The sequence below is a fragment of the Deltaproteobacteria bacterium genome (assembly GCA_026388545.1).
GTDB lineage: Bacteria > Desulfobacterota > Syntrophia > Syntrophales > UBA2185 > JAPLJS01.
On sequence record JAPLJS010000127.1, the window covers coordinates 1 to 20082 of the forward strand.

The following is a 20082-nucleotide window of genomic DNA, read 5'->3' on the forward strand; positions in this document are numbered from 1 at the left end:
TTTACCAAAAATCCTACCGGCATCCTCATGTCGCGGATTACCAACGACGTCGGTTCCGTCCAGGGAGCCGTATCGGAAGCTGTCACCAGTCTCCTGAAAGATTCCTTCACTCTCATCTGTCTCGTCTTTGTTATCTTCTACCGGGACTGGCAATTAGCCATAATCGCCATGTTTGTCTTTCCGCTGACCATCTATCCTATTGCCAAGTTCGGCCAGAAAATGCGGAACATCGCAACACGCACCCAGGTGACAATGGGAAGCCTGACCACACTCCTCCAGGAAACCATATCCGGAACAAGGATTGTCAAGGCTTTCAGCATGGAAGAATATGAAAACAAGCGATTTGCACAAGAAAACGAACACCTCTTCAAGCTGGCGTTGAAGTCCGTATCCGTAAGCGCCGTATCAAGTCCCTTCATGGAATTCCTCGGAGGGATAGGCATCGCTGCGATTGTCTTCTATGGAGGTTACCAGGTAATAAAAGGCGTCTCCACACCGGGAACTTTCTTTTCTTTTCTCACAGCACTCATCATGCTCTATGAACCGGTAAAAAGGCTGACTAATGTCAATAACACTATTCAGCAGGGGGTAGCCGGCGCAAAACGGGTCTTCAGCATCATCGACATGATCCCCGATATAAGGAACGATATAAATGCCATTGATCTGCCAAAGATTTCCAGGGACATTGATATCGAGAACGTTACGTTCTGCTATGAAGAAACACCCGTTTTAAGAAGTATTAATCTCTCAATCAAAGCGGGTGAGGTTGTCGCCTTTGTCGGCATGAGCGGTGGAGGGAAAACTACCCTCGTGAATCTGATCCCGCGCTTTTACGATGTCACAGAGGGAAGGATTCTGATTGACGGCCATGATATCCGCAATGTTACTATCGAATCCCTGCGTGGGCAGATCGGTATCGTCACCCAGCAAACCATTCTCTTTAATGACACGGTGAGAAACAATATCGCCTACGGCAACATCGAAAAGACCGATGAAAATATTATCCAGGCTGCGCGTGCTGCCAACGCTCATGACTTCATCACGAACCTGCCGAAGGGATACGATACAGTTATCGGCGAACAGGGGGCAAAACTCTCCGGAGGCGAGAGACAGCGACTTTCCATTGCGAGAGCCCTGCTCAAAGATGCCCATATTCTTATTCTCGATGAGGCGACATCGTCCCTCGACACGGAAGCGGAAATCGAGGTTCAGGACGCCCTGGAAAATCTCATGAAGGGAAGAACAACCCTGATAATTGCTCACCGGCTTTCAACAATCCGTAACGCCCATCGGATAATAGTGCTTGCAAATGGTGAGATTGTTGAAGAGGGAACCCACGAATCCCTTCTGGAAAAAAGGGGAGAATACTTTAAATATTACACCATGCAGTTTAAAGATGAAAGCAGGAACAGCATTGAAAAAACTCGCCCCTAGATTAAGAGAAATCTGGTATATCGACACCGCTGTATCCGTTCTGAACCCCCTAAACATGGTCTTACACCTCATATCCTTACTCTACCGTGCAACGGTAAGCTTGAGGAACCTGATGTATAATTCGGGAATTTTCAAACAAAACAAACTCCCCTGCATGGTGATCAGCATCGGAAATATAACCGTTGGTGGAACAGGAAAAACCCCTACAGTAATTATGTTGGCAAAGATGCTGAAAGAAAAAGGGTATAGACCAGCCATACTGAGCAGGGGATATGGCGGGAAAGCAAAATCCCCTGTCAATGTCGTATCAGACGGTTCAAAAATTCTGATGGGACACAGTGAAGCTGGAGATGAACCGGTCCTCATCGCGAAATCGGCAGAGGGTATCCCCGTCATTACAGGCCCCAAAAGAGCCCTGACAGGCATGTTCGCCATAGAAAACCTGGATGCCGATATCCTGATTCTTGATGATGCCTTCCAGCACAGAAGTATCTTCAGGGATGTAGACATTGTCATCCTGAATCGGGAACAACCCTTCGGAAACGGTTTCCTGTTCCCCAGGGGACCGCTCCGGGAACCCACGGCAGCTCTGAATCGTGCTCATTTCCTCATATGGAAAGATAGCGACAGAAATGGCCGTTATCCAAAATATCAGGAACAGGGCATAGGCTGGTTCCTCCCCGTCCTGTCTTTGTACCTGAAACCGAAAGATATCATTCAAGGGGAAACGGGAAATGTCTATCCCCTGGAATTTCTCAAGGAAAAAAGGGTTTGTGCCTTTGCAGGGATCGGTTCTCCGGAGGCATTGAGAAGAACGATCGAATCTTTAGATGGTGTTGTGGTTAACTTCATTGATTTCCCCGATCACTATCGTTACACTGAAGAAGATATTTCGGACATACAAAGAAAATCCTCCGATTCCTCAGCAGAGATCATTATGACCACGGAAAAGGATGGTATCCGATTGACGGATTTCCCCGATTTCTTAAAAGATGTCTTTCTGTTGAGAGTTGAGATGGAAATGCTCCCTTCACGAGAGGAATTCGAGGCGTTGATCTTCGAGAAGCTAAAATGAAAAAATCAGCGACGGCAGAGATCATTCTTAAATTTTTTGGCGCCATTCCCCGAAAGCTGAGAATAGGCTTCTTTGCAGGGATGTTTCGCCTTTTTTACCATCTATCCCCGAAGCAAAGACTGATTACGATTCACAACCTTACGTGTGCCTTTCCGGAAAAAAACATGGCGGAAATAATTACCATAGCCAAGGGTGTATACAGGACTATGGGCATTGTGGCGGCAGAATTCTTTGACATTCCGTCCCTGACCAAAGACAATATTGCCGATCTGGTTGAGGTTGAAGGACTCGAATACTGCACAAAGGCCCTGGAAAAGAACAGGGGGATTCTCATGCTTGGCGCCCACTTCGGCAACTGGGAACTTGCTGCGGTAGCGTTTTCACTGGTGCTAAAACCTGCAGTTATTACCTATCGTCCCCTGGACAGTCCCGCTCTTGATAATCTGGTATTATGGGTAAGATCATCCAGCGGTAACATCCTTATAGATAAGAAACGCGCCATGAGAAAAATGCTCAGGAGTCTTGCACATAACGAGATTGTTGCAACCATGATCGACCAGAACATGGCCTGGCAGGAAGGGATATTCGTAGATTTTTTCGGCAGGCCTGCCTGCACTACCACCGGATTGGCGCTTATTACCCTGCATACAGAAGCACCGGTTATCCCGGCCTATCTGATCAGGCTGGCAAACGGCAAGTACCGGTTGGTCATCAAAGAGGAAATACCGGTCATCCGTACAGGCAATGAAGACAAAGACATACTGATCAATACCCAGAATTTCACGAAGGTCGTCGAAGATGTAGTTAGGGAGTACCCCGACCAATGGTTCTGGATGCACCAGAGATGGAAGACCAAACCGTGGCAAGTAACAAAGACTGTAGAGAAAACAGGTATCACGAGCGAATGAAAGTCAGGATATCAACACGCAAAACTTTCACCGGGGCAAAAAACATTCTCATACGGGGAACAAACTGGATCGGAGACGCCGTTATGACACTTCCTGCCGTTGCCGCCATCAGAAATACCTTTCCCGGCGCGCGGATATCCATTCTCGTCAAGCCCTGGGTTGCGGAAATCTTTCACCTTTGCAAAGATGTTGATGAAGTCATTGTGTTTGAAAGCCCCGGACCTCATTCAGGCGTTGCCGGAAAACTCAGATTGGCAAAGGAATTAAGGACCAGGAGGTTTGATATGGCCATCCTCCTGCAAAATGCCATTGAAGCCGCCATCATATCCTGGCTGGCCGGGATTCCCGTCAGGGCCGGTTACAATTCCGACGGGAGGGGCTTGTTCCTGACGCACTCCGTCCAGAGGACAGAGGCCATAAGGAAGGTGCACCAGATCGAATACTACCTGGAAATGGTCAAATCCCTCGGATGTCGATCGGCGGAAGCGAACGATTTTCTTAAACCGGGGCAGGAATACGAAATTCTATCAGAGAAGTTGTTGAGTGAGCACGGTATCGGGAGGGAGGGTTTTGTCATCGGATTGGCGCCGGGAGCCACATATGGACCAGCAAAGAAGTGGTTCCCTGAACGGTTTGCAGCCGTTGCCGACAGGCTGATCGATGATTTTTCCGCGCAGGCGATTCTTTTCGGAAGTAATGAAGACAGGAAAAGCACTGATTTAGTGGAACAGAATTCCCATCACACGTTGATCAACCTGGCGGGGAAAACGAATCTAAAAGAAGCTATCGCTATTATTGCCCGATGTAACCTCTTTATATCCAACGATTCAGGTTTGATGCATGTTGCCGGTGCTTTAAATATTCCAACAGTCGCCATCTTCGGATCAACAAATCCTATCACCACTTCCCCGGTAGGAAATAAAAGTATTGTCATCTATAAAGGCGCTTCGTGCAGCCCGTGTCTCAGGGAGACATGCCCGACAGATTTCAGGTGTATGGACGTGATCAGCGTTGAGGAAGTTTATGAAACGGCCAGGGGTCTTTTAACAAAATGAAAAAGAATACCGCGGTTTTTCTGGATAGAGACGGCACGATCAATGAAGAGGTGGGATACTTAGACAGTATCGACAAACTGAAGCTCTTTACCAATACAGCGGAAGCCGTCAGGCTGATTAACGAAAGCGGCATGAAAGCCGTGATAATTACCAACCAGTCCGGGGTCGCGAGGGGATATTTCACCGAGGAATTCGTCAAGACTGTTCATGTGAATATCCAGAAAACACTCCAAGGAAAAGGTGCATTCATCGATGCGTTTTATTACTGTCCCCATCACCCGACGGAAGGCATCGGGGACTATCTCCAGTCCTGTACATGCAGAAAACCGGAAGCAGGAATGCTCATCACAGCATCCGAAGCGATGGACATCGACCTTACTCGCTCCTACACGGTAGGAGATATGCCCAAGGACATTCAAGTAGCAGGCAAGGTCGGAGCAAAAGGTATCCTGGTAAAGACCGGCTATGGCTTGAGTAATATCAAACAAGAAATAGCGCCGGTCTCTGGAAAAAAATCCCAACCCCACTACATAGCCGAAGATATACTCGATGCGGTTAAGTGGATCATGAATGATAGACGGTAGGACAGGCGTCACGCCTGTCTGTAATAGTAATAATAAACGAAATAAAATTGGCATGAATATTCTCATCGTAAAATTGAGCGCCATTGGCGATGTTATCCATACCCTTCCTTCCTTAGCCGCGCTCAGAAAACTCTACCCCGATGCGAACATCACGTGGGTCGTCGAAGAGGCATCTTCAGACATTATCAAGGATCACCCGTATCTCGACAGGGTTATTATTTCTCATAGAAAGCAATGGATAGAGGATCTTAAACATTACCGGATCGGCAAGCCCCTTCGTAAAATAAAATCCTTCATAAACGACCTGAGAGCACAACCTTATGATCTGGTGATTGATTTTCACGGGCTCTTTAAAAGCGCTGTCGTTGTTTTTCTTAGTTCCGGCAAAAGAAAATTGGGCTATGACAGTATGCAGGAGCTAAGCGGCCTCTTTCTCAATGAAAAGATTTCGGAGGATATGGGCAAACACGCCGTCGACCGATACCTCGATTTCCTCCGCTATTTAGGCGCCGACGTAAAGGAACCGGAATTCTTGATCCCCATCCGCGAAGAAAACAGAACGAGAGTGGATGGGTTATTGCAAATAAACGACATTGACAAAAAAGACCGGTTTGTAGCAGTAAGCCCCGTAGCGCTCTGGGACACAAAGCTTTGGGAAGATGGAAAATTCGCCCGATTGTGTGACCGGATTACCGAAGAGTTAAAGTTCAGGGTTGTTTTTACAGGAAGCGACCGTGAAAAATTGGAACATATTAGGTCCCGGATGAGGACTCCCTCAATCAACCTGGGAGGTAAAACAATGCTTCGAGACCTGGCCTATTTATACCAGGCAGCTTCGCTCCTTATTACAACCGACTCCGGCCCAATGCACATCGCAGCGGCTGCAGGAACACCCGTCATTGCCCTTTTCGGTCCTACCGATCCATCCCGGACAGGACCGTATGGAATAGGGCATACGGTCATACGCAAGGAATTATCCTGTAGTCCCTGCTTCCTGAAAAAGTGCGACACCATAAAGTGCATGCACGATATTACTGTGGAAGAAGTTTTCCAGGCAGTGGCGGAAAAATTGAGGACAAACAGTAAAATAATTGATGTAGAGGGAAATAAACAGGAGGGATAAACATGGCAATCAGCAAAGAACTTTTGGCCATCCTGGCATGCCCCAAGTGTAAGGGCGACATTTACCTGAATGAATCGGGAGACGGTTTGATCTGTGACCGGTGCAAACTTCTCTATGAGATAAAAGACGACATTCCGATCATGTTGATTGACGAGGCGAAGAAGCTTCAGTAATGTCCTGCCTCAAATTCGCCCTCAAATAATAAATAACGTCAGGCGAAATGCCCAGCCTACATAATCGTAGGACAGGCGTCCCGCCTGTCTTCCTCCGCTGAATAATTTGCGCAAAAAAGCCCCCTGAATGTCCACTTAGTAAAATGGTATTCAGGGGGTTATTTCACTTTAATGACTCGGCTACTTTCAGAACCCCATCATTTGAAATATATCACCACTGAGTAGTGATCACTTTAGTGCGCTGTTGTTGTATGGTGCCCCGTTGTTGTAGTTGAACCCGTTGAAACGGCAACTCCTGCAGCTACCGCCGCTGCTGCTGCAACACCTGCAGCGACTGTACCTGCCACGGTACCTGCTGCGGTCGCTGTACCAGCCGTTGTACCGGCTTCCGCGGCGGCTGCCGTTGTCACTGCCGTTGGCGCCTGAGAAACAAGGTCACCCATTATACTCTGCAATACTGCAGGAGAAAAAGCAGCCGGTGCAGTCGGTGCAACGCCGGCTGCAACCACTGTATACTGTCCTGCATCGACAGTTACTACCTGCGCGGCTAACTCCGGATTGTAAACAGTAAGAGACTCTTCAACGGCATAAAACGTGCTCTGGGTAGCTTCCTGCTGCGCTTCAACAAGACTTATAAATTCCGACCCTCTGACCCCTGCCACGGCTGTGGGTGTATTAACCTGGAATAATGAACCTGTACCGATACGTTTCTTCACCTGCGATCGTAACTTACCAAGAAAGAGAGAAAATTGAGCTCTTCTTTTTTCTTTCTGCAGTGAGAAATCTTTAATTTCAAATTTGGACTTTTGTGCGATGGTAAGTTCACTGCCGTCGGTTAATACTATTTTTGCCATTGCTTTTTTGCCGGTTGTGATCACATCCTTTGTCTCAACTGCGGTTTTGACATTCGGCTTGATTGGACGGCCCTTACGTATAAGGGTTACATCACCGGTAACTAAGGTAAATTCGCCGACTGCGGCAGCAAGCAATGGTACAGGTAATATGAGCTGAACGACGAGAGCAAATATCAAAAAGTTCCTTATGGATTTCATCGTGGATTTTTTCATTTTGATGCCCCTTAATAAGCCTAATAAAAGAACCATTTTCTCGTCCTGAAGGTTTCTTCAAGACCGACTTTCCACATACTATCCTCTTTAAATAACTTCAGTATAGCAGGTTTTTCTGATTTTTTATAGAGGATGTTTATCTCGGCATATTCATTTTTTACGACGTTTATTTTCCATGTGCTGTGTTCCAGCACAACATCCGGGTCAAATGTTTCAACAAAACTGTTCCAGTACGCCCTGGCTATTGGACCTCCCGATGCAAAGTCGCCACTCAGTTGCCCCCTTGAAACCTTACTGCCCAACTTTTTAGCTTCTCGAGAAACATCATCCACGATGATACTTTTAGACTTGACTGTGAGAAATTTCCACACCTCTGTGTGGTTTTTTTCCTTGAGCGCCTTAAACAGGGATTCTGCAGAAAAGAGGACGTTATCTATGTCACCGTCAGCGGCATAAACCAACGGCAACGAAAATAATAACCCATAGATACAACAGATAGAAACAAACAATGTAATAACTTTAACTGTTCTCACTATGGGAAAAATGAAATGGCTATGTAAGATCAGACCCGTCCACCTGTAACAGTGCGGTGCGCTCATTTTTTATGTCTCTGCACCGCACTAATAATAAAGAGGTCTTTATCTGAAATGATTCACTGTTAGTGGTGCGCTGTGGTTGTTGTGGTGCTAGATGTTGCTGTGGCAACACCGGCTGCTACTGCTGCTGCTCCTGCAACACCTGCAGCGACTGTACCTGCCACGGTACCTGCTGCGGTCGCTACTCCTGCTGCGGCGCCCGCTTCACCCGCTGCCGCTGCTGCTCCTGCACCCGCGCCGGCTCCTTCAGCCTGGGCAAAAACGCTGACAGGAACAATTAAACTGATCACGCATAAAACAGCTATAACGGCACAAAATTTCCTCATAACACCCTCCTTTAATTTATAATCACTTGTTAGAATAATTACGAAAGATAATTACCTGTGAACATGTAGTTGAATTTTGATAATCGACTCAATCTTGTTTTTTATAGTTTATATTTTCTGAAAAATCAATTCTTAATAATACAAGAAAAATATATAAGAAACACCAGCTAAAAACCCCCATTGTGGGAGATAACATATTGATAAATTAGCAGATTAACAAAGTCAAATACCATTGATGTTTCAATGAACGAGCCAATATATTAGTGAATTCATACAGACTTGTCAAACATTTTTTTAATTTTAAAATAACTTTATTGTAATTCCGGCGGTTACCGCCATCTGCATAAGTATCTGCGTAATATCCCTGATTTCCCTCAACCAGGCAATGCGCTCAATTTTCTCGGGGACGACAATTATATCTCCTGATTCTAATTCCGATATTTTTTCACCGAAAGCGGTCATTTCCCATCGCGATCTATTGTTATTCCAGCTCATGAAGCCCTTTGACACTCTGCGGGCGCTTCCATCCACTTTCAGGATGTAGGTGTTATCCACATCGGCGTATCTTGAGTATCCGCCGGCCATGCCGATATAATCCTCAAAGTCCAGTTTCTCGCTGAAGAGATAGCTTCCCTGGGACATGACGGCGCCCGTTACATTTACCACACTTGGCTTCGGTGGAATGTACAGACTGTCCCCATCTTCCAGTTCGATATCGTATTCGCTCCCTTTCAATAATCTCAGGTGGGTGAGATTAATGCTCATTCGCCCCGATGCCTTCAGTTGGTACAGACTGGCAATGAACTTCTGCTTTTGCTCCAGCTCTATCTTCTTTGCCATTACCTCTTCCTGGGATAAAGAGGTGGAGACCATCGTCCCGCCTTCCGTCAACAGGTCTCTCTCCAATCTTTTGATCATTTCATTGAGACCTTTCTGTTGAAGTTCCCGTACGGTTTCTCTCTTGAACACAGTCCCTCTGAGGTAGGCTTTATCCGTGAAACCACCGGATCTCTCAATCAGTGAAGATAACCGCTCCCCTTTCTTGATAATATACCTGCCCTGGAAAAGCATTTCACCGGAGACACTGACAAATTTCTCCGCCCGCCAGTTGGCGATGCGCATGACAAACAACCGGTCGTACGGTTTTAAAGGGACATTATGGATCTGATTTCCTCTGAGCACCTCCTGAAGCTTGATCTTTTTATGATCCAACCTGACCGATCTGCCATTTTCCACAGTCTGCGATGAGAGCTCCGCCTCTTCCAGATACGCCGATTCAAGGACATTCCCGGCCTTAAAAATCAGGTCACTTACCCGCATTTGATTCGTATACTGATACGATCCCGGCTTTGTGACTTCGCCATCTACAGAAACACTCTTTATCCCGAACTGCTCCCCAACGGCATGAATGATAACCCGATCCCTGTCCTGGAGCAGGAGGTTTTCCTGTGGATCGCCGGACATGGCCTTTGCAACGTCAAAGTAGATCGTCTGGTAATCTTTCCCCTCATTGAGGCGGCGGATCACCTCGCCTCGATCAAGGGCGGCATCCTTTGTCAGACCGCCGACACCTAAGACCGCGTCCTTTATCCTCATATTTTCAGAAATTTCGATCCGAAAGCTTTTCCGCAAAGAGTTCAAGGCCTTGGTCATTTTATCCGCCAGATCGTACCTTCCCATTTTTCGCATCTCATTTTCGACATATTTGGCATTTTCAGATAGATCGGCGTTCTTATCCTTTCTGATGCTATTCTCGATATCCTTTACCTTGTCTGCAAGATCAGGCTTTTCAAGCTTCCTTAATTCATTACAAATTTCTTTTATTTTATCTGCCTGAGACAGCCTTTCTTCATTCTTCAGATCATCTTCGGTGGTGTCAACCTTCGAGATCACATTGTATCCCTTCTTCAGGTCTTCTTCGGCAGTATCACGCTTCGAGATTGTGCTGTATCCTTTTGTCCTTTCCACTGAAGGCGTACCTTCTTCTTTCCTTGATTTTATTTCATCGGCCCCCTTTGCTTTCTGGGCAACATCGATTTGCCCTCTCACTTCTCCTTCCACAGTCACATAAGGCTTATCCTTGAAGAACCACTTTGAAAAGATATAGATACGGTCTTCAGGTTTGAGACTGATGTTATGCGATTCATCTTTCTCCAGCAAAAACCTGCCCAGATTGAAGGGGACGAGTTCTGTACGACGATCCGGATACCCGATTCTCTTGATCAACGCATATTCAAAATTGGTCTCATCCAGGAGATCCGTCGGATCTTTGATCAGATCCTTGACCCTCATCCCGGGCTTATATTCATATTTGCCCGGCCGCTTCACATTCCCGTTGAGATATACTGCATTCAGATCGCTGTCGACAATGGTGAAGACATTGACCAGGTCCGCATCCTGGATCTTGAAATCCATCGATTTGCTGAGATGTTTATCATCGATATCAATGACGATCTGTCTTTCATTTTTCTGGATGCGTGACACCTGTATCTGCTGGGTATATGCTGTCGGGAGAATACCCCCCGCAAGATCGAAGAGGTGCTGAAGATCGAATCTGTCTTTAAGTTCATAAATAGCCGGCCTTCGGACGTTCCCCGCGATGCCCGCCAATGGCCCTGTCACCGGCACAAACACGATATCGTCCGCCTGAAGAACAGTATCCTTTGATTTATCGCCCTTCATGAAGAGATCATAGAGATCCAGTGTGGTTATGGTATTGTTCTTCCGCCTCAACTGTATTTTCCGCATGGAGCCGATGTCTGACGGCCCACCGGCCAAAAGCAGGGCGTCGGTCATCGTTGCGAAGGAACCGATCGTGTATGCCCCAGGCCTGCGGACGTCGCCAAGGATGAAGATCGGGATGGTCTTCAGAGAACCCAGGGTGATGTCAATATTTGCGCCGACCATCTGCTCCGTCTGGGTGATGACTTTCTTGGACATGTCCTCAAAGGTCATTCCTGCAACGAAGATGGGGCCGATCTGCGGGATTGTGACTTTTCCATCCCTGTCAACCGTCAGGTTGTACTGGGCATTGACCCGCCCCCACAAAAGAATCTTGACCTCGTCCCCCGGCCCGATGATATATTTCAGGGGAACGGGGATATCTTTTCTGTCCGTAGTTACACGGACGGTAGCTTCCCGGAAGAACTCATAGCCGAAGGGCTTCAGATCTGTTGATATTTCCTGATACTTTCCCGTCTGGCGCGACCGGTCGAAGAGGCTCTCTCTTTTTGGTTGTTCATCGATGATCCCTTTCGGCGGTTCGACCTTCACCTGCCGTTCCATCTTTTTTTCGCGCGCTGCTTTTTCTTTCTGTTCGAGAAGCTCCTTTCCCTTCTGAATGTCTTCCGGTTTCAAATCTTTGAATTCCGGGCCTTGCATGAGCGTCTGAACGGCGTCGGGCGTGATCTGCCCGCCGGTCGTCGAAAACCCTGCCTTCAATGCCTGACACTGTTCAAAGTTCAGATTCTTCTCTCTGCATACATCATCCAGGGATTGTTGCTGCGCATAGAGTAAAGGACACAGGCACAGGATGGCCGCAATCACAGCGATAAAACGAAACCGTTTGATCATGTATTTACACACTCCCTCTCTTGACTCTTCACCTTTTCTAAATATTCCATAAAAAAAGCTAAAAATACCCCTATAAAGACGGACAGAATAAAACTCACAATAACCATCAGGGCCCTCTTTGGTTTTATTTTTTTGTCGGGCGCCTTGGGGGGATCGATCACCTTGAAGGCGAAATTTTCCTTCACCTCCGCCGTCATCGATGTTTCCAGTTGCTGGGCAATCAGTTCGTAAATCTTTTGCCTAAGGAGGGGGTCCGCCGTCTTCCCCAGCTCCCCCTCCAGGTATTGCTTGTTAATCGTAGCCACACGCTTGGCCTCACTGCTCATGTGATCTGTCAGTGTTACCAGGAAATATTCGACAATCTTTGCGGTCGTCTCTGCGTCGTGGAAATCGGCGGTAATGGTGATAGTATTATCCTTTATGTTATTCTTTACATTGACGATATCATCATCCAGCATCCTGATACCATCCCAGATATCGGGGATGTCATCATCCTTTTTTTTGACGCCTTTTGCCTCGGGCAGCAACATCCCGGTGAGTTTTTTCATATAGTACAGCGGATTGAGCTTGATGCCTCCCCGCTTCCAATCTTTCTTTTCCGCGTCCCAGTCTTCATAAAAAAGGACCGGCATAAGGTTGTACCGTTCGATCACCTTTTCCCGGAGGATGTTCGACTCCAGCAGAGCTACGATTTCCGACGCTGTCGTACCGCCTGGGAGTGCGATCCCCGCAAGCCCCCCGATCCCCCCAAACTGCTGCGCCAGTGCGGATAGTGAACCGCCGCGTGCTCCTTCTTTCGGCATGACGGGTGTAATCACGGCCTTCGCCTGGTAGATATTCGTCATAAATAACGAAATCACAACTGTGGCCAGGACAGTGGCGATAATTACCCGGATGATGATCTTTTGCCGCTTCCGTATCACCCGCCAGTAATCCAGCAGGTTAATCTCATCCTCTTCATCGTATCTCTGTTGCTCTCTATCCGGTTCTGCCAATATAGCCTCCGTAACAGGTGGGTACTGTCCTGGATTCCCGCTTTCGCGAGAATGACAATATGCGGTGAAACCCGACTTTTTACGACTGCATTAATAATAAATAATTTAAACGTTTCTTTGATAACATGGATCAGACAAAGCGTCAAATTCAAAGTGGACGAACTCGCAAAAGTAAAAATTCCTGTCATTCAGGTCCCCGCCGTCGCGGGGATAAACTGCGGCGGGAGTCCAAACGCTGTCCTCGCGCAAGCGGGGAACCACGAAATCATTACTGGATTCCCGCTTTCGCAGGAATGACAAATAGAGACGAAACCTGACTTTTTACGAAACCATCAATCATTGATTCACCGATATATCCAAATATAATGAGCTATATACGACCGATATACCGGTTTATCAAGCAGAGAACAGTAATTCTCACCGTTGAAAAGGAACAAGGGGGAAATCATCTCATCATCCCCCGATCCTTCTCCAGGTAAATCCCCACATTCCGCTCCATATAGTCAAAGAGCGTATGATAATGATCGATATCCTGGGCCACGTCCCTTGTCCAGGGGGATATACCGAAATTGTACGCCGTCCTTGAATCTCTGCCACCGAACAATCTCAAAGGAATGACAACGGCAATACCCTTATCGTGGTATCCCCTATTGAATCCATCTGTGAACATCGACGTACCCGTAATGCTGTACCAGGCTGAAAGGATCACACCATTGAAAAACTTCAACAGGGTTATTCTTGTTCCCCTGTCACCCGCCAGGAACTGCCCTGTCTTGAGATCAATGGCAATTTCCTGCTCCGGTATATTCAGACGTGTATTCACAAACGCCGTAGTGTAATAATTTTTCCAGTCATTTTCTTTGAAGTTAAAGGGCTCACCCGGTTCTCTCTTTTTAACAAGACTGCCGCTGACCCCTACCATCAACCTGCCTCCAAACAGCGGCTTCGCCACTTCTCCATCAAAACCCGCATACTGTACTTCCAGGAGGCCTGCCGCAATCCTGCCATATGTTTCATGTTTGAACTTCTCGATTTGATCGAACATGAGCATGCTGAGGGCTGCTTTTTCTTTTTGATAGGGAACCATATCTGTCCTCACCGGTTGTGACAATGGTTCATTTGAAGAGGAAACGGTGTTCAATGGATAGACTTCCAATCCGGCAATAAAAGATGATCCTCTCCATGGATGGAAACCAAGCCACCCTTCTACACCAAGCCTGTACTTAAAAAATCCCGATGGGTCATTCAGAAAGGTCTTAAATGATGGCTTCAAACCATAATTGAAAAACTCACGATGCTTTTTTTCAATATCCAAACTCTCCGATATATCCGTTTTTATCTCCGACAAACGGAGGAACTCATTTACTGTCAATTGTTCGCCATAGAAGGTTTTCAAATCTTCCCTGAACGAAACAAATTCTATGATCGGAATCCCGTTATCTGTAAGGACAAGATGAATCTTACGGATATCATCAGGAGCTATATTGTTAATGATCCTGAGAGCAATGCCGATGGCCTTTGTCGAGTAATAGTATTTACCATTACTTGCCTCTACCCATAATTCATCCCCATCAATGGCAATACCAATATCTACGAAGCCGGATTGATACAATCCCTTCATGATTCTTTCAGCCAAGGGACTTAATCGATGCTCAGGCTTCTCTTTATAGGGGTGGTCATACAAAGGAATAAGAGGATTCCCAATATCAAAAGCAACTGATAGATTAATCCCCACCTGGTTTCCCCTCTGATAACTCACATCGATCTCCGTCCAGTCCAATGGTCTCCACCGGAAGCCGAAGTTGAACTTCGAGGGAACGGGTTCCTGGAAGTATTTTTTCTGTGCCGGATCATGTGTCTGTTCATTATATCGTATGGGGTTATATTCGACCATGAAGGCATACGAATCGGAAGGGGCAAACTGAATGCCACCAAAAAACTGGGAGTCCGACAGCCATGTGCTCGTGTCGGTAAAGATTTCCGCCTTGAAGCCTTCCCCACTCGAGGGGAGTGGTTTCTTGCCAAAACGGCCGTTGCCAAATCCGACGGAAAAGTCAAAGGGGTAGATCTGCTTATTTATCACAATGTACTGTGACGGGTAAATTCGAGTACCTTGCAGATCCATAATCCCCACGGCAATGGCGGGCAACCACTTCCCTTCAGGAAGGAACTGGTATTTCAGATCGATGGCCTTGTCCTTGGTGTTGCCATAGGCAGCGGACAGCGCCGGAACATCCAGAACCTCTGTAATCCGTCCACCGACCTCCAGCCCTTTCAGCGGGCTCACCGCCCCATAATAATACCGGTAAGGATCTACCTGGCTTGCCCCGATCCGGTAACGCCCTTCCTTCAGCACCCGCGCTGTCGGTGTTTCCATCAGCCCCGTCCCGCCCCAGTTCGTGGGATTGGCAAAAGGTTCATCACCTGCACGACATGGCATCACACCACACAAAATAAAAAGTATCAAAAATAGGAATAGTGCAAATATTGTTCGGCATGATATTCGCCGTGAAACGTCATTTCGACCGAAGGGAGAAATGGTATAATACCTCATTCGTTAAATAATCAGTCCCATAAATATACAGACATTCCAATTCGCCTTTTGCAGTCTTCAGCACCCTTGTGATGAGGTGAGACCTTTGAAAAATTGCTTAAACGGTCATTGCGAGGAGCACAGCGACGCGGCAATCTCTTATATTATCAGTAAGGAGATTGCCTCACTACCCCTTTCACCTTGCCCCTTGACCCTTTCACCTCTTATTGTTAACCGCTTTGTATGCACCTATAAACCGATCAACCAGATACAAGATGTTGTTCCGGATAACGTTCAAAGTACCGATGTTTGTAATTCCTGTAACATTCATCGACCACGTGCTCGCCAGTGTTTTAATCTTAGGATTAGATTCCATGGAAACCAATTGATGCAGATCAATGCTGATGTCGTACGCAAGCCAGTATTTTTCATTTTCATGGGTATTTATATTCACATAAAGAACCGGTCTCCCCGGTGTATTAGTCCAAACATCCGGCGTCAATACCCTAATTCCCGCATACTGTAACCGTTGTTCTATATCCCGTTGTACTTGTTCACTGTTCAATCCAAACTTATTTACCGACTTTTCATACTTACGCATCCCAGGCTGCATCTCCTCAACAACAATTTTCACGCCTTTAAGTCCTGTCAGTGTGTATTGAGTCTCCTTTGAATCAACAGCAAATACAGGCAAACTTGACAAAATCCATACTGACACCATTGCAAATAAAAAAACATATCTCTTTGTAAAAACAGATACCGCACCCATAGTTTTCTCCTTCATTCCCTTCATGATAGTCTTTTCCTAAAACAGGGACTTTATCTTGCACCCTTACCGAACAGCACCGTCCTGATTGTCCTCGCCAAAATCATCAAATCCAGAATAGGGGATAGATTCTTGATATAATACAGGTCATACTCAAGCTTTGCCAATGCATCCTCTTCCGTTGCCCCATGGGGGTAATTAATCTGAGCCCATCCTGTAACGCCTGGCCTGACAGAATGCCGCAATGAAAAATAAGGGACTCTCGGGACAAAAGCTTCTACTTCCTCTTCCATAAGCGCCCGGGGACCGATAAAACTCATATCTCCTTTCATAACATTCCACATTTGTGGTATTTCATCGATCCTGAATAATCGAATTACTTTACCCACACGGGTGATCCGCGGGTCGTTCTTGTGACCGGCAAATTTCCGGTCATTTTCCGCACCAACCTTCATCGACCTGAATTTAACCAAATTAAAAGGCTGACCCTTCCAGCCTATCCGCCGCTGCACAAAAAACACAGGACCAGAAGAATCGAACCCGATGACCAATGCAGTTATTACCGCAACAGGAAATAACATAACTGCCGCGATAAACGATAGAATCATATCCATTATTCTTTTCACTTTCTGGTTGTATATATTCCTCCTTACCCCGGAAATTGGCACGTAAACAAACCACAGATTGCTGACATGAGTGACTGGAATCTTTTCCAGTATCTTTTCATAGAAGGACGCCATATCGTAAACTACGACACCTCGCATCTTGGCCTCCACCAGCCGGGCATATACTTCCTGCCGAATTTCATGGGTGATGGCCACAATGATCTTGTCTATTCTTTTCTCTTCCAGAAAAATCCATAAATGTTCTGTACCACCCATGACTGAGTTGGCGCCGATCCTCATGCCCAATTTCTTATCGTCATCGTCCAGGAAACCCACAATTTCATAATCCTGATTTCCGGACAGGACCTTGCTCAGGGCATGACCAGCCCGGCCAGAACCGATGATCACCACCCTCCAGGGACTGCGTTGATGTTTCAAGAAACGGTGAAAAGCCAACCGCCAACTCAAACAAAAGCACAGGATCAGAAAGCTGTTAAAAAGAAAAATTGTCCCGCTGTATAACTGAACGCGCATTAGATAAAAAGACGCTCCGATGAGAAGATTTGCCATGACCAGGGCAAGAGCAAAACGCAGGACAAAGCCCGTGTTCAACGGTTCATCCAGCTTATAGAAGTCAAAAATATAGAAGATCAGCAGGTATGTAAAAATAGACGCTACATCAGAAGGAGCAAAGATTACGTCAACATCTATCATGACGCCGAAATACAGGACCGGGGCAAGATATAAAGAGGCAATGATAAGAATAAAATCGCCTCCTAAGATTGTGAGCTGTTTTTTTGGCAAATAAATCGGCATAATTCACATTTTCTGATCGAGGTTCTTGTATTTTTCTTCGTGGGACAACTCGGGAACGATGATCCGGATTGCTTCCACCATGTCCTCTTTCCTCCACTGCTCTGTCCGCTTGATCTTCTCAAAGGCTGCCAGGGTCTGGTCGATCCTATCCTGATCTGTCCACGGCAACTGGCTGATGATCCCGATGTTGCGGTACCGGCTGAAGTCCACCCGGTCATCTGCGGTATAAAATTCTTCAGAGGGTTTTTCTCCGGTAGTATCACTTTCAAAAAAATAACAGGGCCATGTTTTATCACCGGTCCGCAACCGTGCGGCCTTTTCTTTCGCTTCCTCTTCCGAAGCGCACATATCCGGCGCAAAACCGTGGGCCTCCAGTACCAGAACCGCGATGTCGGAAAAGGTCAATAAATCCTCATATTCGCTCAATTTCGGGAAATAAACCTCCCGATTCTCACCCAGGAAGCAGGATAACAGGCACAACTCCCCCGCCTCTTCATGGGAAATGAAATACCGCTTCACGTCAAAGGGTGCGGCAAAGGGCTGCTTTTTTGCCAGACGCTGTAAAAAGCCATGCAAAAGGCTTCCGTCTGAAAAGGCCACGTTGGCGAACCGGGCCGTGGAGAAGGGCACAAGATGGGAACGGGACAACAGGATCCGCTCCATGAAGATCTTTGTGGCCCCCATGATGTTTGCCGGGTTGGCCGCCTTATCGGAAGAAACGGAAAAATGCTTCTGCGTGGATGTCCCAACCAGCCGATCCAGAAGCGCTTTCACCGCCACCACATTCGTATGCACCATCCGCATGAGGCTGAAGGGGTCCCGCTCTGATCGAACATGCTTCAGAGCCGAAAAATTCACGATATAATCATAATCCCGTTCGGAATCCAGGAGGCGATCGAACTCCAGGGCGCCCATAGCAACAGCAAAGGTCTTGAAATCCTCCGGAAGGGCTATTAGCGAAGACCGCAGATCACGAACAACCTCAACCAGATTGTTTTCACTGATATCGACGAGATGCAGCGCCGCCGGCTGGTATGGGACCAGTTGCCGGACAAACGCGCTCCCAATCGAGCCTGCCGCCCCGATTACCATCACACGAGCGCCGCGGACACACGCCGCTATCCGCGAGCGATGGTTATGTATATCCTCCGCAAACATCGACTCAAATCTCTTCAATATCCTATTCAGCAGTTCTTCTTTCACCATTTGTAATTTACCCTACACACGGTCATTCCCGCGCCCCTGTTATCCTTCCCGCGCCCCTGTTGTCATTCCCGCGCAGGCGGGAATCCAGAAATTCTCATGTAAAATAATGTTTTAAACTCGACCCATTCAACACTTCCTTAACATTAAACCATTTCAAATAAAACCTTATAATATCTTCTCTTTCTTCGATTCAAAGAGAATCTGTTCTTCAGTCCTCGATTTCTCGCAGCAACATTCGAACAAATCCAACTACATCAGCCTTGATTTCGTCAGCCGGAGTACCGACGATGAATTCAGCAACCCGGCGCGGGCCTGGCCCATCCTGCTGTCTTTCCCGAATGCTTATCATCAAGGGACTGCGTGAAAGAATGTCTAATCCCCGCAAAAACGCTAAATTTCAAGACCTGACCCCTGACCTATAATTGCCTTGACATTGCATATTTCTGTGTGCTTTACTATGCACCATAGAAGGAGGTATTATATGCAGACAGAAACAGTCCGATTGAATGTGACCTTGCCGAGAGATCTGTTGGAATCTCTGAATCAGATCGCCGGGCCTCGGTCCCGCAGCCGCATTATCTCGGAATCCCTTCGGGAGTACATCCGGCAAAAGAAAAAATCTGAACTGGAAAAGCAGATGGAAGAGGGGTATCGCGCCTCGGCAAAAGAGAGCATGGCCCTTGCCGCCGAATTTGAAGCCGTCGATCTGGAGGGATGGGATGAATATTAAAAGAGGCGAAATTTACCTTGCCGCCCTCGATCCCGTGATTGGACGGGAAATAGTGAAAACCCGCCCGGTCGTGGTGGTATCCAACGACACAAACAATGAATTTTCCGGAACGGTGACGATTTTGCCCCTGACCTCGAAAAACCCACAGACCGTCTATCCCTTTGAGGTTTTTCTTTCCAAAGGCAATGCAAATTTACCCAAAGACTCCAAGGTAAAAGCGGACCAGATTCGGACTCTCGACAAGGGAAGAATGGTCAAACGCATCGGCCTCCTGAATCAGAAGGATCTGGACGCCATTGACAAGACCATGAAAATCCACCTGTCTTTACTTTAAAAAATAGGGGCTCTGTCCCAATACTGATCGGAATGGTTATTTCTATCTCCTTAATAGTGTAATGAAGCCGCTGAGACGGTTCGATGCCCTATAACCAGCCCCTAAAACTTTTTTTTACGATTCGTGCATTTTTTGCTGGACTCATCCTTCCTTTTCGGGTATGTTACGGGGCATGGAACAAGC

19 protein-coding genes are annotated in these 20082 nt (G+C 46.9%); 9 read left to right on the forward strand and 10 right to left on the reverse strand.

The features are described 5' to 3' along the window. The 7 genes from NTW12_15730 to NTW12_15760 all read left to right on the forward strand — a co-directional run. Positions 1 to 1434 (forward strand): ABC transporter transmembrane domain-containing protein (locus tag NTW12_15730; protein MCX5847779.1); only part of this gene is annotated, 1434 nt, incomplete at its 5' end. Then, positions 1397 to 2509 carry a tetraacyldisaccharide 4'-kinase gene (lpxK, locus tag NTW12_15735; protein MCX5847780.1) on the forward strand — a complete coding sequence of 371 codons (1113 nt, stop codon included), beginning with the start codon at positions 1397 to 1399 and terminating at the stop codon, positions 2507 to 2509. The genes NTW12_15730 and lpxK, both read left to right, overlap by 38 nt. Next, positions 2506 to 3417: a lysophospholipid acyltransferase family protein gene (locus tag NTW12_15740; GenBank protein MCX5847781.1), complete on the forward strand. Its 912-nt coding sequence runs from the start codon at positions 2506 to 2508 to the stop codon at positions 3415 to 3417. The genes lpxK and NTW12_15740 overlap by 4 nt, the downstream gene beginning before the upstream one ends. After that, entirely contained in the window at positions 3354 to 4472 is a 1119-nt protein-coding gene (gene waaF / locus NTW12_15745) for a lipopolysaccharide heptosyltransferase II (GenBank protein ID MCX5847782.1), read from the forward strand. The genes NTW12_15740 and waaF overlap by 64 nt, the downstream gene beginning before the upstream one ends. Then, positions 4469 to 5056 (forward strand): HAD family hydrolase, encoded by a 588-nt coding sequence (locus NTW12_15750; GenBank protein ID MCX5847783.1) that lies wholly within the window; start codon positions 4469 to 4471, stop codon positions 5054 to 5056. The genes waaF and NTW12_15750 overlap by 4 nt, the downstream gene beginning before the upstream one ends. After that, positions 5043 to 6179, forward strand: a complete 1137-nt coding sequence (locus tag NTW12_15755; GenBank protein ID MCX5847784.1) for a glycosyltransferase family 9 protein — start codon at positions 5043 to 5045, stop codon at positions 6177 to 6179. Before NTW12_15750 ends, NTW12_15755 begins: the two co-directional genes overlap by 14 nt. Before the next feature lie 2 nt (positions 6180 to 6181). Further along, the gene (locus tag NTW12_15760) at positions 6182 to 6352 is read left to right on the forward strand and encodes a Trm112 family protein (protein ID MCX5847785.1); all 171 of its coding nucleotides are present in this window, start codon (positions 6182 to 6184) and stop codon (positions 6350 to 6352) included. A 233-nt stretch (positions 6353 to 6585) separates the two neighbouring features. Here the strand turns inward: NTW12_15760 and NTW12_15765 are convergent, their stop codons facing one another. The 10 genes from NTW12_15765 to NTW12_15810 all read right to left on the reverse strand — a co-directional run bounded on the left by NTW12_15765 (position 6586) and on the right by NTW12_15810 (position 19184). Next, entirely contained in the window at positions 6586 to 7419 is an 834-nt protein-coding gene (locus NTW12_15765) for a FecR family protein (GenBank protein MCX5847786.1), read from the reverse strand. 20 nt (positions 7420 to 7439) lie between these two features. After that, positions 7440 to 7886: a hypothetical protein gene (locus NTW12_15770; protein ID MCX5847787.1), complete on the reverse strand. Its 447-nt coding sequence runs from the start codon at positions 7884 to 7886 to the stop codon at positions 7440 to 7442. A gap of 191 nt (positions 7887 to 8077) precedes the next feature. Next, entirely contained in the window at positions 8078 to 8341 is a 264-nt protein-coding gene (locus tag NTW12_15775) for a hypothetical protein (protein MCX5847788.1), read from the reverse strand. Positions 8342 to 8641: 300 nt separating this feature from the next. Then, a complete protein-coding gene (locus NTW12_15780; protein ID MCX5847789.1) occupies positions 8642 to 11914 on the reverse strand; it encodes an SLBB domain-containing protein in 3273 nt (1090 codons plus the stop codon). Further along, on the reverse strand, positions 11911 to 12909 hold the full coding sequence (locus tag NTW12_15785; protein MCX5847790.1) for a Wzz/FepE/Etk N-terminal domain-containing protein: 999 nt from the start codon (positions 12907 to 12909) through the stop codon (positions 11911 to 11913). The genes NTW12_15780 and NTW12_15785 overlap by 4 nt, the downstream gene beginning before the upstream one ends. Before the next feature lie 445 nt (positions 12910 to 13354). Beyond that, positions 13355 to 15349: a YjbH domain-containing protein gene (locus tag NTW12_15790; GenBank protein MCX5847791.1), complete on the reverse strand. Its 1995-nt coding sequence runs from the start codon at positions 15347 to 15349 to the stop codon at positions 13355 to 13357. A gap of 310 nt (positions 15350 to 15659) precedes the next feature. Then, positions 15660 to 16235 carry a hypothetical protein gene (locus tag NTW12_15795; GenBank protein MCX5847792.1) on the reverse strand — a complete coding sequence of 192 codons (576 nt, stop codon included), beginning with the start codon at positions 16233 to 16235 and terminating at the stop codon, positions 15660 to 15662. 26 nt (positions 16236 to 16261) lie between these two features. Beyond that, positions 16262 to 17629: a sugar transferase gene (locus NTW12_15800; GenBank protein ID MCX5847793.1), complete on the reverse strand. Its 1368-nt coding sequence runs from the start codon at positions 17627 to 17629 to the stop codon at positions 16262 to 16264. Positions 17630 to 17632: 3 nt separating this feature from the next. Further along, positions 17633 to 18835, reverse strand: coding sequence for a polysaccharide biosynthesis protein (locus NTW12_15805; protein MCX5847794.1), 1203 nt, complete (start codon positions 18833 to 18835; stop codon positions 17633 to 17635). Positions 18836 to 19043: 208 nt separating this feature from the next. After that, positions 19044 to 19184: a hypothetical protein gene (locus NTW12_15810; GenBank protein ID MCX5847795.1), complete on the reverse strand. Its 141-nt coding sequence runs from the start codon at positions 19182 to 19184 to the stop codon at positions 19044 to 19046. Between the two features lie 132 nt (positions 19185 to 19316). On the opposite strand from NTW12_15810, the gene NTW12_15815 reads away from it, so the two are divergent. Together NTW12_15815 and NTW12_15820 are read left to right on the forward strand one after the other, a co-directional pair. Then, entirely contained in the window at positions 19317 to 19565 is a 249-nt protein-coding gene (locus NTW12_15815; protein MCX5847796.1) for a hypothetical protein, read from the forward strand. Further along, positions 19561 to 19899 carry a type II toxin-antitoxin system PemK/MazF family toxin gene (locus NTW12_15820; protein ID MCX5847797.1) on the forward strand — a complete coding sequence of 113 codons (339 nt, stop codon included), beginning with the start codon at positions 19561 to 19563 and terminating at the stop codon, positions 19897 to 19899. Before NTW12_15815 ends, NTW12_15820 begins: the two co-directional genes overlap by 5 nt. The last annotated feature ends 183 nt before the right edge of the window (positions 19900 to 20082 follow it).

Excerpts from the sequence above, each read along its gene's own strand:
- NTW12_15795 (MCX5847792.1), bottom strand. The coding sequence starts at position 16,235 with ATGAAGGGAATGAAGGAGAAAACTATGGGTGCGGTATCTGTTTTTACA.
- lpxK (MCX5847780.1), top strand. The coding sequence starts at position 1,397 with ATGAAAGCAGGAACAGCATTGAAAAAACTCGCCCCTAGATTAAGAGAA.
- NTW12_15750 (MCX5847783.1), top strand. The coding sequence starts at position 4,469 with ATGAAAAAGAATACCGCGGTTTTTCTGGATAGAGACGGCACGATCAAT.
- NTW12_15790 (MCX5847791.1), bottom strand. The coding sequence starts at position 15,349 with ATGCCATGTCGTGCAGGTGATGAACCTTTTGCCAATCCCACGAACTGG.
- waaF (MCX5847782.1), top strand. The coding sequence starts at position 3,354 with ATGGAAGACCAAACCGTGGCAAGTAACAAAGACTGTAGAGAAAACAGG.
- NTW12_15755 (MCX5847784.1), top strand. The coding sequence starts at position 5,043 with ATGATAGACGGTAGGACAGGCGTCACGCCTGTCTGTAATAGTAATAAT.
- NTW12_15805 (MCX5847794.1), bottom strand. The coding sequence starts at position 18,835 with ATGGTGAAAGAAGAACTGCTGAATAGGATATTGAAGAGATTTGAGTCG.
- NTW12_15740 (MCX5847781.1), top strand. The coding sequence starts at position 2,506 with ATGAAAAAATCAGCGACGGCAGAGATCATTCTTAAATTTTTTGGCGCC.
- NTW12_15775 (MCX5847788.1), bottom strand. The coding sequence starts at position 8,341 with ATGAGGAAATTTTGTGCCGTTATAGCTGTTTTATGCGTGATCAGTTTA.
- NTW12_15760 (MCX5847785.1), top strand. The coding sequence starts at position 6,182 with ATGGCAATCAGCAAAGAACTTTTGGCCATCCTGGCATGCCCCAAGTGT.
- NTW12_15810 (MCX5847795.1), bottom strand. The coding sequence starts at position 19,184 with ATGATAAGCATTCGGGAAAGACAGCAGGATGGGCCAGGCCCGCGCCGG.
- NTW12_15780 (MCX5847789.1), bottom strand. The coding sequence starts at position 11,914 with ATGATCAAACGGTTTCGTTTTATCGCTGTGATTGCGGCCATCCTGTGC.
- NTW12_15815 (MCX5847796.1), top strand. The coding sequence starts at position 19,317 with ATGCAGACAGAAACAGTCCGATTGAATGTGACCTTGCCGAGAGATCTG.
- NTW12_15800 (MCX5847793.1), bottom strand. The coding sequence starts at position 17,629 with ATGCCGATTTATTTGCCAAAAAAACAGCTCACAATCTTAGGAGGCGAT.
- NTW12_15765 (MCX5847786.1), bottom strand. The coding sequence starts at position 7,419 with ATGAAAAAATCCACGATGAAATCCATAAGGAACTTTTTGATATTTGCT.